This is a genomic window from Pantoea sp. Taur (assembly GCF_009830025.1).
In the GTDB taxonomy this organism is placed as follows: Bacteria; Pseudomonadota; Gammaproteobacteria; order Enterobacterales; family Enterobacteriaceae; genus Pantoea; species Pantoea communis.
The window spans coordinates 36,048-52,725 of record NZ_SZZZ01000011.1; the positions used below are offsets into that span (position 1 = coordinate 36,048).

Genomic DNA, 16,678 nt, shown 5'->3' on the forward strand with positions numbered 1-16,678 from the left:
GAGAATAGCAGTAGAATAATACCACTGCTTTAATAGGGTTGTTGTCCGAGGCGAGCAAAGTGAAAGTTAAAGCACAGGAAAGTCATCAGAGTGTGATTGAGATCTCAGGCGCAGTGCAGGCGCCGGTACGTCAGCGGCGTGATATCCGCACGGCGGAAACCGACTGGCTGGCACAAGAGGTGCCGATCGCGCTGGTGTATAACGGCATTTCCCATGTGGTGATGATGGCCACGCCCAACGATCTCGAGGCGTTTGCGCTCGGATTCTCGCTCTCGGAAGGCATCATCGATAAACCGGATGAGATCTTCGGCATGGATGTGGTGCCCGGCTGCAACGGCATTGAAGTGCAGATCGAACTCTCCAGCCGCCGCTTTATGGCGCTGAAAGAGCAGCGCCGTGCCATGGCGGGCAGAACCGGCTGTGGCGTATGCGGTGTGGAACAACTCGACCAGATTGGTAAGCCGCTGCAGCCGTTGCCGTTTACCCAAACCTTCGATCTGACGAACCTCGATACCGGCCTGGCACAGCTGCGTAATTATCAACCGATCGGCAATCTCACCGGATGCACGCACGCGGCGGCATGGATGTCGCCGCAGGGTGAATTACTCGGTGGCAGCGAAGATGTGGGCCGTCATGTGGCACTGGATAAACTGCTGGGGCATCGTAGCCAGCAGCCGTGGCAGCAGGGCGCGGTGCTGGTCTCCAGCCGCGCCAGTTATGAGATGGTGCAGAAATCAGCGATGTGCGGCGTGGAGATATTATTTGCGGTATCTGCGGCGACCCAACTTGCCGTTGAGGTCGCCGAGCGTTGTCATTTAACGCTGATAGGGTTTAGTAAACCGGGACGCGCTACGGTGTATAGCCATCCACAGCGCCTGATTTAAACCACCTGTACCTGTGGCAGCGCCTGTTGGAGCGCGGCTAATGCGCCTGGTTTGGCGGAGCCGCTGTCGCAAATCAGCAAATCCACGTCTCCAATCGGCGCATATACCGTGCGACTGATCACCCCTAGCTTGCTGTGATCCGCCAGCAAAAAGGTGCGCACAGCCTGCTGCACCATGGCACGGGCAATCGCCGCTTCGTGTGGATGGAAACTGCTGGCGCCGTTTTTAGCATCAATGCCAACCGGTGACAGCAGGGCAACGTCGGCGCGATAGCGGTAAATCTCGCTGACCGTGATTTCGCCGCGCGTCTGCTGTGCACCTGCCATCATTATCCCACCGAGCAAAATCACCTGATTATTCAGCGTTTCATGTTCTTCGGCGGCGCTTAGCGCCAGTGCAGCCTGCAAACTGTTAGTGATAATGGTTAAGCCGGCCATGCTGCGCAGCTGCTCCGCCAGCATGGTGGTGGTGGTGCCGGCATCCAGAAACAGCGTCTGGCCCGGCTGCAAGTGCTGTGCGGCCGCCACGGCAATCGCACGTTTCTCTTTGGCTTGAGCACTGCGGCGCACTTGCAGCGGTGCTTCCGGCTGGCTATCTACCGCGACTAAACCGCCGTGCACCCGTCGTGCTAAACCCTGCGCTTCCAGCTCAATAATGTCTCGCCGTGCCGTTTCCCGTGAAATACCCAGCTCATTGATAATGCGCTCGGTGCTGACCTGATGCTGCGTGGTCAGCAGGGCTCGAATGCGGTGTAAGCGGGTTTCCTGCAGCATGACTTTTCCCTGTAGCGTAATAATCTGGGCCTAAGCTTACCTGAGTGTCATTACGGCGTCATGTGTATTTGGTTGTATTTGTGTATTTGGTTGCATTTCTCGTTAAAGCAGGCATGATGGTGACAACGGTCACACATCATGCACCCCTTTCACCTTCGCAACGGGAGTTACCATGGCTACACGTTCCACCATCATGGACACCAACAGTTTTCGTGCTGAGCACGCCGACGGTCTGGATGCAGCAACCCGCCAGCTGACGGACAAGCGCAGCAAAGTGTTGGGCGAGTCGTATCGCCTGTTTTATCGTAAGCCGGTGCATCTGGTACGCGGTGAAGGGCAGTATCTGTGGGATGCTGCAGGTAACAAATATCTCGATGTGTACAACAACGTGGCCAGTATTGGCCACTGCCATCCGGCGGTGATCGAAGCGGTAAACCAGCAGATGAAGATGCTGAACACCCACACCCGTTATCTGCACGAACGCATTCTCGATTACACCGAAGAGCTGCTGGCAACCACGCCAGACACCATCGACCGTGCCATGTATATGTGCACCGGGTCGGAAGCTAACGATTTGGCGATCCGCGTGGCGCGTGCTTTCAGCGGCGGCACGGGCATTATCGTGTCGCAGGAGGCCTATCACGGCACCAGCGATCTCACGTCTGGCGTCTCCCCGGCACTGGGCAGCGGTCAGCCACTGGCGGCCACTACACGCCTGGTTTCGCCGCCGGATGCCTACCGCGTCAACGCACCGGATCTCGGCGAATGGTTTGCCAACGAAATTCAGAAACAGATCGATGACATGAAAGCACACGGCATTAAATTTGCTGGCTTCCTCGCGGATTCGATCTTCTCTTCCGATGGTGTGTTACCGAATCCACGCGGCTTCCTGCAGAAAGCGGTGGATGTGGTGCACGCTAATGGCGGTATCTTCATTGCGGATGAAGTGCAGCCTGGCTTTGGTCGTACTGGCGATGCGTTCTGGGGCTTTGCCCGTCACGGCGTGGTGCCGGATGTGGTGACCACTGGTAAGCCGATGGGTAACGGCATTCCGGTTTCCGGCCTGCTGGCGAAGAGTGATGTGCTGGCGGCGTTTAGTGACGATATCCCTTACTTCAACACCTTTGGCGGTAACCCGGTTGCTATGGCGGCGGCGCAGGCGGTCCTGACGGTGATTAAAGAAGAGGGCTTGCAAGAGCACAGCCGCGTGGTGGGTGCCAAACTGCTCGCCGAGTTGCAGAAGTTAATGGATCGCCATGAAAGCATTGGCGATGTGCGCGGAGCGGGGCTGTTTATCGGCTTCGAACTGGTGCAGGACCGCACCAGCAAAACGCCGGATAAAGCGCTGGCGCTGGATCTCACCGAGAAGCTGCGCGATCACCATGTGCTGACGTCGGTGGCCGGGCCGTACGGCAACGTACTGAAGCTGCGTCCACCATTGGCGTTCCAGGAATCGGATATTGATTGGCTGGTGGGTGCGCTGGATAAGTCACTGACCGAGCTGGGTCGGTAAAAGGCTAAGGTTGCCCCAAAGCAGTATCAGGAAGATGAAGCGGGTCGCCATTCCTGGCGACCCGGCTGAGAATCTGCACGTTTCACTCAATGTGCACGTGGATGCGCACCTGGAAAGGATTACGCGGCTGCCGTTTCCTCGGCAAAAATACTTTCCATCTTCTGCCACGCCTGCGCCACATCGTCATCCAGATTGAACAAACCTGACGTGCCAACGATAAACACATCCACACCAGAAGCCGCAATCTGCTTAAAGGTGCGCGCATTGCAGGAACCATCAATCTCGGTCAGATAGTGATAACCGTGCTCTTCGCGCATGGCAATCAGCCGGCGAATCTTGTTCAGCGTTTCCGGAATAAATTTCTGCCCCGCAAAGCCAGGATCCACCGACATCACCGTAACCTTATCCAGCAGATGTGCATACTCACGAATGCTCTCGGCAGGTGTCGCCGGGTTTAATACCACGCCGCAGCGACGGCCCGCTTCTTTGATTTGAGTCAGCAGGCGGAATATTTTGTTATTCGCGGTTTCGGGATGGAAGCTAATAATATCCGCCCCCGCTTCAATGCACATCGGAATAATATCTTCCGGGTGATTGACCATTAAATGCACATCAATTGGCACATCGGTAATTTTACGCAGGTTCTCAATAAAGAACGGCGATAACGTAATATTTTTAACGTAGCTGCCATCCATAATATCGACATGATAAAAAGCCGCAGTACTATTCATCGCTTCGATCTGTTCACGAAAGCGGGTGAGATCCATACACATTAATGACGGTGAAAATTGAGCGTTCATTGTTTTTTTCCTCATTACATAAACAGCGCCCGCAGGCGCTGTGTTATGACATCAATGGAAGAACGAAATAATGTGGCCGAGTACGATGCCGACAATACCGAAGTCCGCGTCGCCGAAGGTGGTCGAGGCAAAGCCCAGGTCGCCCATCAGCGGCAGCAGAATCGCCGGCAGGAAGGAGATCAGCAGCCCTTGTACAAAGGAGCCGACTACCGCGCCACGACGTCCACCCGTGATGTTGCCGTATACACCCGCGGTGGCACCGCAGAAGAAGTGGGGCACCAGACCAGGAACAATCACGCTCAGACCAAACAATGGGCACAGGAACATGCTGATCAGACCGGCGGAGAAACTGCACAGGAAGCCGATGATCACGGCATTCGGCGCGAACGGGAACACGGTTGGGCAGTCCAGCGCCGGTTTGGCGTTCGGTACTAACTTATCTGCGATGCCTTTAAAGGCCGGCACGATCTCGGCAATCACCATACGCACACCGGCGAGGATGATATAAACGCCCGCCGCAAAGGTGATGGACTGAATAATCGCGAACACGATGAAGTTCTGACCGCCGCTCACCTGGCTTTCGGTGAACTCTTTACCCGCCACCAACACCAGCGCGATAAACAGAATCATCATGGTCAGCGAAATCGCGACCGAGGAATCACGCAGGAAGTTGAGGGTTTTCGGCACCTTCAACTCTTCGGTGGATGGACTGCCTTTGCCCACTGCTTTACCGACCAGCGCAGACAGCAGATAACCGGTTGAGCCGAAGTGGCCGAGCGCCAGATCGTCCGAATTGGTGATTTTACGTGTGAACGGCTGCAGAATCGCCGGGCACACCACCATCATGGTGCCGAGAATCAGTGAACCGATTAGCACCAGCCAGAAGCCATGTACGCCGCCGACGGAAAGAATCACCGCCAGCATCGCCGACATATACAGCGTGTGATGACCGGTCAGGAAGATGTACTTCAGCGGGGTGATACGCGCCAGCAGGATGTTCACCAGCATACCGAACACCATGATCATCGCGGTTTCAGTACCGTAACTCTTCTGCGCCAGCGCGGCCATCGCATCGGTATTCGGCACCACACCCTGAATATTGAATGAGTGCTCAAACAGCTGGCTGAAAATGGTCAGTGTCGCCGCAATCAGGTTGGCCCCGGCGATAAGAATCACAAAACCCATGATGGTTTTCAGCGTACCGGAAATCACATCCGACACCGGTTTCTTTTGCAGTAATAAACCAATCAGGGAAAAAAGGCCGACAAGTATTGCGGGTGTTCCAAGAACATCCTTGATGATAAATTGCAGCATAATTACTCCATGTGAGTAAAATCGGGCTATTACAGATTTTCCGCCAGGATTTCTTTGATTTTGGCGTTATCTAATAAATTCGTCAGACCGAATACCTGTGCGCTGTGCCCGGATAACTGATCGGCAATATCTTTGGCGCTGATAATGAGGTCGGCCTGTTCAGATTTCGCCGTGGTTAAATCGGTATGGCCCACTTCGGCCTCTTTCCCTAGTTCCGCCACAATTTTCTTCACGTTCATTTCCACAATAAAGCTGCTGCCTAAACCATTACCGCACACAATCAGGACTTTTTTCATAATAGGATTCTCTGGTGGTTAATTTGTAATAACAGCTTCAATCGCTGGTAGGGTTGCCGCCGTCAGCAATTGCTGCAGGCGAGATTCGTCACTGAATACTTCGGCTAATGCTGTGATCATCTGGATATGATCGTCGCCGGAAACGGCGCACAGCATAATCACCACATGCACCGGATCGTTTTCATCCGCTGCAAAGCTCACACCGTTCTTCACATGCAGCAACGACAAACCATTCTTACGCGCGCCCTGTTCCGGACGGGCATGCGGCATCGCCAGGCCGGGTGCCAGTACGTAGTAAGGCCCCAGTTCGGCATGCGAAGTAAAGATGGCATCGAGGTAAGCCGGGGTGATCGCCCCTTCGGCCAGCAGCGGCTCAGCGGATAAACGTACCGCGTCCTGCCAGTCGCTGACCTGTTCTACGATGCGAATATGTTGCGGTGTCAGCCATTGAGTGAGCATCAGTAATTCCTGGTTATTCGTCGATGGAGTGCACTTTAGGTGATTTTCTCAGCGCTTTTCTGTGATGATTGTCGCAAAAGTTAGCGCTAACACGGATGTTGTTAAAAACTGTGTTATCGCTAACATTTTTGTGCAGCCCGTTTGTCATCGTTGCAAGCACCTGACATGCTCGGAGATTCTGAAAATGCTCAGCAGGTGAGGCGTGCCCGAATCTGTGGTGATTAACGTGGCACGTTGACGCATTTGGTTTTAAGCTGCGTGCGGGCATTTGTAGCGAGTCAGTTAGGAGAAGGCATGGCAGAAAAAAAACGGCGCGGTACCGGCAAAAGCACACTGGCCGATGTTGCCCGTTTGGTCGGCGTGAGCACCATGACGGCATCACGTGCGTTACGCATGCCGGAAAAGGTCTCGCCTGAAATCCGCGCCAAAATTGATGCGGCCGTCGCCGAACTGGCTTACGTGCCCAATATCCAGGCGCGTAATCTGGCGTCGGCATCGTCGAAGCTAGTCACCATGGTGGTGCCTTCGTTCGCCACGCCGGGCAGCGCGATTGTGTCGGAAGCGCTGCAAGAGATTCTGCGTCCGCAGGGTTACAACATGATGCTGGCGGAAGCCAACCACTCGGCGGCGGAAGAGAGCGAGTTGATCGAGATGCTGCTCTCGTATAATCCGGCGGCGATGGTGCATTTCAACTTCGACAATGCCGCTGAAGCTCATCGTTTGCTGAGTAATTCCGGCCTGCCGGTGATGGATATCGGCGGGGTGCATCAGGAATCTGCGGGTATTAGCATTGGTGTCGATTACGCTAAAGCGATTCGCCAGCTGTTGCAGAGTTTGGTGGAGCGCGGTTATCGTCATCTCGGCTTGCTGTGTACGCAAACCAATACCACGATTTTCCGCCAACTGCTGAATGGCTGGCATAGCGGCATGCTGGCATCAAATCAGGCGCCGCACCGCGTGGTGACCTCGCCGAAAATGCCGACCTTTGCCGCTGGACATAGCCTGCTGGCGGAGATCCGGCTGACCTGGCCGGAACTGGATGTGCTGATTTGTACCAGCGATGAAGTGGCGTGCGGTGCCATCATGGCTTGCCACGCCGCAGGCATCTCCATTCCCAGCCAGCTGGCGATTGCCAGCATCGGTGGCGGCCCATTGGCAGCCGTCTGCTCACCGCCGCTCACCAGCGTTGTCCTGCCTTATGAAGAGATGGGGCGCATGGCGGGCAAGCGCTTACTCTCCGCATTGAAGGGCGATGAGCCACCTGCCATCAACGAACTGCCGGTACAGCTCAAGCTGCGTGCCAGCACGCACAAGATGTAATCCTGCGGCATCGCGTGCATGGGATGTGACTCTGCGTGCGGTGCTTTTCCCAGATTCATCAAATCCTTATCATTACTAAGGCATTGATAACCCTTTTACCGATCATGATTTTAACTATAATGATCCGACTGCTTACGCGGCACCCTGCTAAGGTGATGCTGCAAAACACTAAATGGAGAGGAAGAACATGAGTTATTCACTGCCATCCCTGCCTTACGCGTACGACGCACTGGAACCACACTTCGACAAGCAGACGATGGAAATCCATCACTCTAAACACCACCAGGCTTACGTTAACAACGCGAATGCAGCGCTGGAAGGTACCGAATTCGCTAACCTGCCGGTTGAAGAATTGATCGCTAAACTGGATCAGCTGCCAGCAGATAAAAAAGGTCCACTGCGTAACAACGCAGGCGGCCACGCTAACCACAGCTTCTTCTGGAAAGGCCTGAAACTGGGCACCAGCCTGCAAGGCGAACTGAAAGCCGCTATCGAAAAAGATTTCGGCAGCGTTGAAGCTTTCCAGGCTGAGTTCGAGAAAGCCGCTACCACCCGTTTCGGTTCAGGCTGGGCGTGGCTGGTGAAAAAAGGCGACAAGCTGGCAGTGGTTTCAACCGCTAACCAGGATAGCCCGCTGATGGGTGAAGCCATTTCTGGCGCATCCGGTGAGCCAATCATTGGTCTGGATGTGTGGGAACACGCTTACTACCTGAAGTATCAGAACAAACGTCCTGACTACATCAAAGCGTTCTGGAACGTGGTGAACTGGGACGAAGCAGCTGCACGTTTCGCTGCTGCTAAGTAAGTTCAGGCGATAGCCAACGCATACAACCGGTGAAGCTGCTTCACCGGTTTTTTCTTTACGAAATCTAAACACTTCTTAAACCACCTCGATATTACCTCTGCTGACAATACCGTTACGGCCGTTATTAACCTGCCGTTGATAATTTGGGGCATACAGTAGCCGCAGTTGATCACACGAAAGTAAAATAACTATGTCTACTATCACTACCCCTGTGGCGAATAAAGATTCGTCGGCATCCCTGTTTTTGCCGTTAATTAGCGGAAAAGTCAGACCTGATAAGTTATGGAATAGCAGTATGTTCCGCTTTAAATTTGCTTTAAGGTCTTTAATCTTTCCTGTTACAACATTCAATTACCTTAACGCATTAGCGAAACTGCCGTTTCTGCCGCAACTGCTGAAAATGCAGGGTTTGCTGCCGGCTAAACCGCATCGCCCTTACCTGCGCGCAGGCTTTAGCGTGGCACAACGTGCGCAGGCACTGCTTGACCATTACACGCTGATGGATCAACTGGATAATGCCAAACTGCGCCAGTTACTGCTGAGTCCGGTGTTAAATGTGATTGCCACTTTTAACGGAAAAAATGATGAGGTGTTTGCTATTAATTGCTGCCCAGGACATTTTGACCGTGAAGGTGAAATAACCCTGACACTGCATTATCAAACCATGAATATTGCCTCGCTCTCTTTTTCCATTATTCAGGAAAAGGGCAAGCGCACATTATTGATTGGTGGATTGCAGGGGCCGCGCAAACACATCTCAAATGATGTTATTCGCGATGCAACCAAAGCCGCACATGGCGTATTCCCGAAACGTCTGTTAATGGAAGCGGTATTTATTCTGGCGCAACAATGTGGCGTGCAAGCGATTTGCGCAGTAGGAGATACCACGCATGTGTTCCGCAGCATGCGTTATCGCCACAGTAAAGGTGATAAGTTCTTTGCCAGCTACAGCGAGTTTTGGCTGTCACTGGGCGGTGAAGCCCGTGCCGACGACCTGTTTACGTTGCCGCTGCAGATGGAAAGGAAAGCACTGGAAGAGATCGCCAGTAAGAAACGTGCGGAGTATCGTCGTCGCTATGCACTGTTGGATGCGTTGAACACCCAGGTATTGCTGGCAGCAGGGGTTGAACCCGTGGCAGGGGTTGAAGCAGTGCAGGAACAGAGCGTGGAACGCGACGTATCACACGCCGCGTAATCGGGTATCAGAACGGCTGCTTCGCGTAGCCGGTCATCACCTTCAGCCCCATCTCACGTCCCAGCGCGGTCATTGGATGCACCACCACCAGGCCGCGCACGCTCTTCTTAAATGCGCCCATGTTGGCTTGTTCTTTCCTGGTGATCTCACGGCTGAAACCCAGCTTCTGCAGCTGTTGCGCTTCTTTACTCAGTTTCTCATCGCGAACACTGCGCAGACGTTCAATTTCCTGCACCAGCTTCTCTTTTTCACGCAGCAGCTCGCCGAGTTTTTCGGCATCGCCAGATTCCAGCAGCTGGGGTTCTTTGCGATTCAATGCGTCCAGTTGATCACTGAGCAGTTTGATCTCGGCTTTTTCTTGTTCTTTCATCAGGGGAAACTCGTTAAGGAAAACAGGCAAAGGATACATCAAAACGGGGCGATTTTGCAGCGGGGCGGATTCGACCGCGACAGTGCCCCTAAACGGCCGGCTTCTTGAAGGCTTGCTTGTGGGAGATGCGCGATATCAGCTCGGTGAGCGACAGCACCATGGTGGATCGCACCATCTGCAGATAGCGCTGCTGCTGCATACTGCGTAATGCTTCGTCATCCCGGGTGAAGTCAGGTTGTGGCGGCCACGCTACAACACAGTGCAGTTCACCAAATGGCCCCAAAATCTCATCGTCAGTAAAGCGGTAGTCGCTGGTGTCGTGATTGAGTTCTTCACGCAGCGCCAGCAGCAGCTCACAATCTTCATATTCATGGCGATTAATCACGCCCAAACCGTAAATCAGTTTCAAACGCACCGATAGCTCGCCCAGCGGACCGTCACCGAGCAGCAGCGGTTCAACCGCGTACTTTACGGCATAATCGTCTTTACGGAAAACCTGCAACACAAGCAGGTTGACCGCTTCAGCCAATAGCTCAACGGCGGCGATCAGGAAGCTTCTCACCGATCGACCGGCGTTCAGGCGCTCAAGCACCCGGTTTTCAAAAGCTTGCTTCTCTTCCATTATTGCCTGCATCGTTCCGCTACCGCCGACGGGCACGGTTGGCACCGCGCCCGAGTGAGCTATTAAAAGGCGCGCATTATGCCATAGCGTTGTAAGCACTCACCACTGAGGTGACCACTTCGCTATTGGCTTCCAGTCCAGAGATCTCGGCCAGCGTTGCCTGCGGGCCTTTTTCAGCCAACAGGGCAGTCAGTTCCTGCGCCTGCGGATCGGCTTCGCTGCGGTAGTGCATCGCGGCAGCAATACCCTGCACCAGGTTGGCGTGTGGCAGGTGGTACTCAAGGGTGCCGAGCGTGGGTTTGATCAGACGATCGCCCGCGCTGAGTTTACGCAGCGGCTGGCGGCCAACACGTTCAACATCATCTTTCAGGTACGGATTTTCAAAACGAGTGAGGATTTTCTGGATGTAAGCGGCGTGCTTGTCGGCATCAAAGCCATAGCGCTTGATCAGCACCTCGCCGCTCTCCTGCATCGCACCCTGCACCACGGCACGCACTTTCTCATCCAGAATCGCATCACGGATGGTGGCGTGGCCAGCTAACTGGCCAAGATACGCGGTGATGGCATGGCCGGTATTCAGCGTGAAGAGTTTGCGCTCGACAAATGCCATCAGGTTATCAGTCAGCTCCATGCCAGGAATGTTTGGCAATTCACCTTTGAACTGCGTTTTATCGACAATCCATTCGCTGAAGGTTTCGACTGTCACTTCCAGCGGATCGTTGCTGCCGGCCTCAGATGGCGGCACGATGCGGTCAACGGCGGAGTCGACGAAGCCAACGTGCTCTTCAACCCACGCGTGATACTGTTCTGGCAGCGCTTTCAGAACGTGCTGCTTCAACTGACTGGTGCCGCGCACCATGTTTTCACAGGCGATGATATTCAGCGGACGGACATTACCGTTGTCGCTGCGTTTGGCCAGACCTTTCGCCACACCGCCTGCGATGCGCTCCAGAATTTGCGGACCAACCGCCGTGGTAACGATATCAACCTCAGCAATCAGCGTGACGATGTCGTCGCTGGTGCTGTTCACTGCGCTAACGCCGGTAACGATTTCGACCTTTGCCTGCTCGCCAACTACATGAACCGGATACTCATGACGGGCGTTAAGGGCATCCAGAACCACCTGATTCACATCCGCGAAGACCAGTTCGATACCGGCATCAGCCAGCAACTTACCGATAAAACCGCGACCGATGTTACCTGCTCCAAAATGTAACGCTTTCATAAATTTGACCCATATCAAATGACGAAAGGGCGGGCAAATCCGCCCCGGAAATGTGGGACGGGCTTGCCCGCCCCAGGGAAGTTAAAACGTGGTATTACGCTTTCGCGGTGTTACCTGACAGCAGATCCAGCACATCCTGAACGCTGGTGGTGTTCGCCAGCTTCTCAATCACGCTGTCATCATCCAGCGCGTTGGTCAGGCTGGTAATCACCTGAATGTGTTCGTTATTGCGAGCCGCAATACCGATCACCAGGCGCGCCACGTCATCGGCTTCTTCGCCAAACAGCACGCCCGCTGGGTACTGGCAGAACACCACGCCAGTTTTCAGCACGCGATCTTTGGCTTCCACGGTGCCGTGTGGCACAGCGATAGACTCACCGAGATAGGTCGGGGTCAGCTTTTCACGTTCCAGCATCGCTTCAACGTACTCTGGCTGGACATAACCGCCTTTCACCAACTGCTCACCAGCAAAGCGAATCGCCTGCTCTTTGTTGTTGGCGCTCAAGCCCAGGAACACGTTGTCCGCGCCCAATTTAAACAAGTTAGCGCTGCCATCGTCGTAGCTGTCTGCCAGCGTGGTCTGCACGGTTTCACGATGCGCTTCGCTGCGGTTAGCGGCAATCAGACGTTCAGTCAGATTGCTGTACAGCGCGCTATCGAGGAAGTTGTTCAGCGAAATATGCTGCGCCTGCGGAGCCTGACGCATCGCACGCTCGGTCAGATCGCGGTGGGTAATCACCAGATCCACATCGCCCGGCAGCGAGTTAATCGCGCTGTTGGTGACCGAGATATTGCTCAGGCCCGCATCCTGCACTTTCTTACGCAGCACACCGGCACCCATGGCGCTGGAACCCATACCGGCGTCACAGGCCACGATGATTTTACGCACGTGGCTCACATCAACACTGTTGGCATCGGCGATAACCGGAGAACCGGCAACGGCCTGACCTTTCGACTGCGCTTTCATATCACGCATACGCTGAGTCGCAGCTTCGATATCGTCATCTTCTTTTACTTTGCTGGTTTTCAGCAGGATTGAAGAGACCACGAAGGAGACGGCAAACGCCGCGATGATGGCCGCGATGTTGGCGAAGTATGCGCCTTTTGGCGTCATCGCCAGTACTGCGAGAATAGAACCCGGAGACGCTGGAGAGACCAGACCGCCATTCAGTACGGTCAGGGTAAACACGCCTGTCATACCACCGAGGATCACTGCCAGCAGCAGACGTGGCGCCATCAGCACGTACGGGAAGTAAATTTCGTGGATACCACCGAGGAAGTGGATGATTGCCGCACCGCCTGCAGACTGCTTAGCGCTACCGCGACCAAAAATCATGTAGGCAACCAGTACACCCATACCTGGGCCTGGGTTCGCTTCAATCAGGAAGAAGATGGATTTACCGGCTTCGCTAGCCTGCTGGATACCCAGTGGCGAGAAGATACCGTGGTTGATGGCGTTGTTGAGGAACAGGATTTTCGCCGGTTCAACAAAGATAGAAGTCAGTGGCAGCAGGTTGTTCTGCACCATCAGGTTTACGCCCGCCGCAAGAATGTGTGACAGACCTTCAACCAATGGACCGATGCCGATGAACGCCAGCAGCGCCAACAGCATACCGATGATACCGGCTGAGAAGTTGTTAACCAGCATCTCAAAGCCGCTTTTGATTTTACCATCAACCATACGGTCAAAGGTTTTGATCGCCCAGCCGCCCAGTGGACCGGCAATCATCGCGCCGAGGAACATCGGCATATCTGCACCGACAATCACACCCATGGTGGTAATGGCACCGACCACGCCACCGCGATCGCCGCCCACCAGACGTCCACCGGTGAAACCGATCAACAATGGCAGCAGGTAAGTGATCATTGGGCCGACGAGTTTCGCCAGCGTTGCGTTTGGAATCCATCCGGTTGGGATGAACAGTGCTGTGATGATACCCCAGGCGATAAACGCACCGATGTTTGGCATCACCATGTTACTCAGAAAGCGACCAAAGCTCTGGACCTTGACCTTCGCTGATGAGGACATAAACCCACCCCTTATTGAGACGCGCTGCAATAAGAGCGCGGTTGTTTTTGTTAAGACTTTTATTGAGCCGTTCCGGCGCGGGCCGTGGCATCACTGTATGCACGCGGACTCTAGCACTAGTTTATTACGCTGCGTAGCATCCGGGATAAGTGTGATGCAGATCACTCAAAATTGGGGTGGTCAGGGTGCTATAAGGTGATGAAGATCACATAAATAGAGTGTAAGAAAAGTACGAAGGCGAAATTTTATACAAAACAACGGGATAAATGTGACTTAAGTCACCTTTGCAGCTCTCAGGTTTGTTTCATAAATGTGATTGAGATCACAAACTATTTTTGGTTGAAAATGCGTCAGATCACACAATAGCGATGCTGATAAGTAAGGTGTAAGGAAGTGACGAAAAATCTGAAAGATGCAATGAAAAGTATGTCAGGAAAAGGGCGACCTGTTAGTCGCCCCTGAACGCATTCAAAGCGAGGTTACAAACCACCCTGCACAGCATTCTGTGCCTGAGTCAGGGCTTGAGCATTGCTGGAAAGGTTGCTCATCAGGGTGTTGTACTGCGTGGCCTGATCCTGCGTTGGGAACTGAACGCCACCGTCATTGAAGGTCACACGCGTGCCCTGCGACTGCAGATAATCACCGGTTTGCACCGCCGCCTGGCTCAACGCCTGAAGCTGAGGCAGTAGCGGAATCAGTGTACCCGCTGGCTGCGTCACCACTTTGGCGTAGACGCTGTCATACACTTTCTTCAGATCGTCAGGCTGCTTCAGCGTGGCTTTGCTGCTGTCGGCCTGCATTTTGGCGCTCTGAATCTGCTGTGACAGCACACTGAGGTTGCCGCTCGCCTGACGCAGACTATCGCGACGGGTCAGATAATCTTGTGGCACACGAATCGCAGCCAGTTCATCAACCACAGGGCGCATGCCTTGCTCAACCGCCTGATTGGCCTGCTGTGAGAAGCCATACAAAATGGCGTAGTCGCTGGCGTAGTTACCGAAGGTTTGCTTCTGGTTTTCGCTCAGGCTTGGCAGATGTTCGCCGCTACGCATCGCGGTGTTCTGCAGGAAATCGGTGAAGGCTTTACGCTGATCACCTTCTTTATCGCCACAGGCGGTAAGTTGCAGCACAACCAGTGCGCTGATCATAAGCATGCCGGTACGCATCCAGATGCGGGATAATCCTGACGCCATGTTGAACTCCTGTTATGGCTAATTTCGATTCGGTGGGAATGGTCCTAAAGGATAGTGCAATGGCTTGGCGTGTACAACGGGTTGAGGCGCGGCAAACTGTGGGAAAAGGCGCACTCTGGCGCGCCGGATTAAGGTCATGAAAGAAATGTGCGGGTAGTCGGCCCTAAAGGTTGTGCTCCATCGACACCAACGAACGCAGGCAAAAACCGAACCCAAAGGCTGAAATCACCTGGCGGCATCTGGCAGTCCGCACTGATGCCGCCAGATTGTGATTTAAAACACCAGCGCCTGCCCATCCTTCCGGCTTTCAGTGGCGGCTATGTAGAAGCCCTGCGGGTCACGCACAATCGCCTGCGCACCGCCGAAGTTGTAGCTCTGTAATGGATCCTCCACCGTAATCTGGTGACCCATCTCGCGCAGTTTCGCCAGCACATTACGGTCAATACCCGGCTCCACTACTACCGCACGGCCTTGCTCAACACGCCAGCGCGGCGCATCAATCGCTGCCTGCGGGTTTTGCTTGTGCTGCATGATGCGCAACGCCAGCTGTAAGTGCCCCTGCGCCTGCATCGGGCCGCCCATCACGCCAAACGACATCAATGGCTGTCCCGCCGCATCCAGCGCAAACGCCGGAATAATAGTGTGGAACGGACGTTTGCTACCGGCCACTACGTTCGGATGGTGCGGATCGAGCGAGAAGCCGCAGCCGCGATTCTGCAAGCTGATGCCGGTGCCCGGCACCACCACGCCTGAACCAAAGCCCATATAGTTGGACTGAATAAAGGAGACCATCATGCCGCTGGCATCGGCAGTCGACAGATATACGGTGCCGCTCTGCTGTGGGGAGCCGAAGGTAAAATCCCCGGCCTGGTCAGGATTGATGAGCTGAGCGCGCTGCTTGAGGTAGCTGTCACTCAGCAGCAACTCTGCCGGGAATTCCAGATGGTCGTAATCGGTGACGTAACGATCCAGATCGACCAGCGCCAGCTTCATCGCTTCAATCGACAAGTGCAGCCACGGCACGGAATCAGGCGTGTAGCTGCCGATGTCCCACTGCTCCAGAATGCCGAGCGCAATTAGAGTGGCGATGCCCTGACCGTTGGGCGGTAATTCCTGCACCGAGCCATCGGCAAACGGGCGTGACAACAGATCCACCCAATCGGCGCGATGGTTGTTGAGATCGGCCATGCTCAGTGCCGCGCCGTGCTGCCCGGCAAATGCCACCATTTTTTCCGCCAGATCGCCCCGATAGAAGGCTTCCCCCCTGGTTTCGGCGATTTTCTGCAGTGTGGCGGCCTGCGCCGGGTTACGGAACAGCTCACCAGCACGCGGCGGTCGGCCATCTGGCGCAAAACACTCAACAAAACCCGGCTGAGACTTCAGTTTGTTGTAGCCGCGCTGCCACAGATGGGCGATCAGCGGCGAAACCGGGAAGCCGTCGCGGGCGTACTCGATCGCCGGTTGTGCCAGTGTGGTCAGCGGCAGCGTGGCAAAGCGCTCGGCCAGCGTGACCCAGGCAGAAACCGCGCCCGGTACGGTCACGGCTTCCCAACCGGTTTCCGGCATGGTGCTCTGTCCGGCAAAGCGTTCTGCATTCCAGCTGGCGGGGGAACGGCCGGAGGCATTTAAGCCATGCAGCGTTTTCCCATCCCAGATAATGGCAAACGCATCACTGCCGATGCCGTTGCCGGTGGGTTCCAGTACGGTGAGCGCCATCGCCGTAGCAATCGCCGCGTCTACCGCATTACCGCCCTGTTGCAACATGCGCATCCCCGCCTGTGCCGCCAGCGGCTGTGAGGTGGCGACTGCATTGCGGCCCATCATTGGGGCGCGGTGCGAGGCATAGCTAACGTTGAAATCCAAATCGCTCATAACGGTTC

The 16,678-nt window shown here is 54.7% G+C and carries 16 protein-coding genes; 5 read left to right on the top strand and 11 right to left on the bottom strand.

Annotated features, from left to right (window positions below; genetic code table 11):
• The first annotated feature begins 101 nt into the window (after positions 1-101).
• Positions 102-884, top strand: a complete 783-nt coding sequence (gene fdhD, locus FD744_RS15565) for a formate dehydrogenase accessory sulfurtransferase FdhD (protein WP_373424417.1) — start codon at positions 102-104, stop codon at positions 882-884.
• On the opposite strand, the gene FD744_RS15570 is transcribed toward fdhD, so the two are convergent.
• Positions 881-1,657 carry a DeoR/GlpR family DNA-binding transcription regulator gene (locus FD744_RS15570; protein ID WP_160868662.1) on the bottom strand — a complete coding sequence of 259 codons (777 nt, stop codon included), beginning with the start codon at positions 1,655-1,657 and terminating at the stop codon, positions 881-883. The genes fdhD and FD744_RS15570 overlap by 4 nt on opposite strands.
• A gap of 172 nt (positions 1,658-1,829) precedes the next feature.
• On the opposite strand from FD744_RS15570, the gene FD744_RS15575 reads away from it, so the two are divergent.
• On the top strand, positions 1,830-3,170 hold the full coding sequence (locus FD744_RS15575) for an aspartate aminotransferase family protein (protein ID WP_160868663.1): 1,341 nt from the start codon (positions 1,830-1,832) through the stop codon (positions 3,168-3,170).
• 119 nt (positions 3,171-3,289) lie between these two features.
• On the opposite strand, the gene alsE is transcribed toward FD744_RS15575, so the two are convergent.
• From alsE to FD744_RS15595, 4 genes are read right to left on the bottom strand one after another with little or no spacing between them, the layout of a single operon-like run.
• Positions 3,290-3,970 carry a D-allulose 6-phosphate 3-epimerase gene (gene alsE, locus FD744_RS15580; RefSeq protein WP_160833339.1) on the bottom strand — a complete coding sequence of 227 codons (681 nt, stop codon included), beginning with the start codon at positions 3,968-3,970 and terminating at the stop codon, positions 3,290-3,292.
• Between the two features lie 51 nt (positions 3,971-4,021).
• Complete coding sequence (locus tag FD744_RS15585; RefSeq protein WP_034827723.1) at positions 4,022-5,284, bottom strand: PTS ascorbate transporter subunit IIC; 1,263 nt, start codon at positions 5,282-5,284, stop codon at positions 4,022-4,024.
• 29 nt (positions 5,285-5,313) lie between these two features.
• The gene (locus FD744_RS15590) at positions 5,314-5,580 is read right to left on the bottom strand and encodes a PTS sugar transporter subunit IIB (RefSeq protein ID WP_034827725.1); all 267 of its coding nucleotides are present in this window, start codon (positions 5,578-5,580) and stop codon (positions 5,314-5,316) included.
• 18 nt (positions 5,581-5,598) lie between these two features.
• Positions 5,599-6,039, bottom strand: a complete 441-nt coding sequence (locus FD744_RS15595) for a PTS sugar transporter subunit IIA (RefSeq protein WP_034827726.1) — start codon at positions 6,037-6,039, stop codon at positions 5,599-5,601.
• A gap of 294 nt (positions 6,040-6,333) precedes the next feature.
• Here FD744_RS15595 and FD744_RS15600 point away from each other — a divergent pair, with 294 nt between their 5' ends.
• The 3 genes from FD744_RS15600 (at position 6,334) to FD744_RS15610 (ending at position 9,359) form a co-directional block, all read left to right on the top strand.
• Positions 6,334-7,359 carry a LacI family DNA-binding transcriptional regulator gene (locus FD744_RS15600; protein WP_160868664.1) on the top strand — a complete coding sequence of 342 codons (1,026 nt, stop codon included), beginning with the start codon at positions 6,334-6,336 and terminating at the stop codon, positions 7,357-7,359.
• A gap of 187 nt (positions 7,360-7,546) precedes the next feature.
• On the top strand, positions 7,547-8,164 hold the full coding sequence (gene sodA / locus FD744_RS15605; RefSeq protein ID WP_034827730.1) for a superoxide dismutase [Mn]: 618 nt from the start codon (positions 7,547-7,549) through the stop codon (positions 8,162-8,164).
• A gap of 190 nt (positions 8,165-8,354) precedes the next feature.
• Positions 8,355-9,359, top strand: coding sequence for a VirK/YbjX family protein (locus FD744_RS15610; RefSeq protein WP_160868665.1), 1,005 nt, complete (start codon positions 8,355-8,357; stop codon positions 9,357-9,359).
• Positions 9,360-9,366: 7 nt separating this feature from the next.
• Here the strand turns inward: FD744_RS15610 and FD744_RS15615 are convergent, their stop codons facing one another.
• The 6 genes from FD744_RS15615 to FD744_RS15640 form a co-directional block, all read right to left on the bottom strand.
• On the bottom strand, positions 9,367-9,729 hold the full coding sequence (locus tag FD744_RS15615; RefSeq protein WP_058961117.1) for a YibL family ribosome-associated protein: 363 nt from the start codon (positions 9,727-9,729) through the stop codon (positions 9,367-9,369).
• A gap of 88 nt (positions 9,730-9,817) precedes the next feature.
• A complete protein-coding gene (locus FD744_RS15620; protein ID WP_034827734.1) occupies positions 9,818-10,351 on the bottom strand; it encodes an MltR family transcriptional regulator in 534 nt (177 codons plus the stop codon).
• Between the two features lie 76 nt (positions 10,352-10,427).
• Positions 10,428-11,576 carry a mannitol-1-phosphate 5-dehydrogenase gene (gene mtlD, locus FD744_RS15625; RefSeq protein ID WP_160868666.1) on the bottom strand — a complete coding sequence of 383 codons (1,149 nt, stop codon included), beginning with the start codon at positions 11,574-11,576 and terminating at the stop codon, positions 10,428-10,430.
• A gap of 94 nt (positions 11,577-11,670) precedes the next feature.
• A complete protein-coding gene (locus tag FD744_RS15630; RefSeq protein WP_058961114.1) occupies positions 11,671-13,605 on the bottom strand; it encodes a PTS mannitol transporter subunit IICBA in 1,935 nt (644 codons plus the stop codon).
• Between the two features lie 479 nt (positions 13,606-14,084).
• On the bottom strand, positions 14,085-14,798 hold the full coding sequence (locus FD744_RS15635; protein ID WP_034827740.1) for a DUF3053 domain-containing protein: 714 nt from the start codon (positions 14,796-14,798) through the stop codon (positions 14,085-14,087).
• 273 nt (positions 14,799-15,071) lie between these two features.
• Positions 15,072-16,670: a gamma-glutamyltransferase family protein gene (locus tag FD744_RS15640; RefSeq protein WP_160868667.1), complete on the bottom strand. Its 1,599-nt coding sequence runs from the start codon at positions 16,668-16,670 to the stop codon at positions 15,072-15,074.
• Between the last annotated feature and the right edge of the window lie 8 nt (positions 16,671-16,678).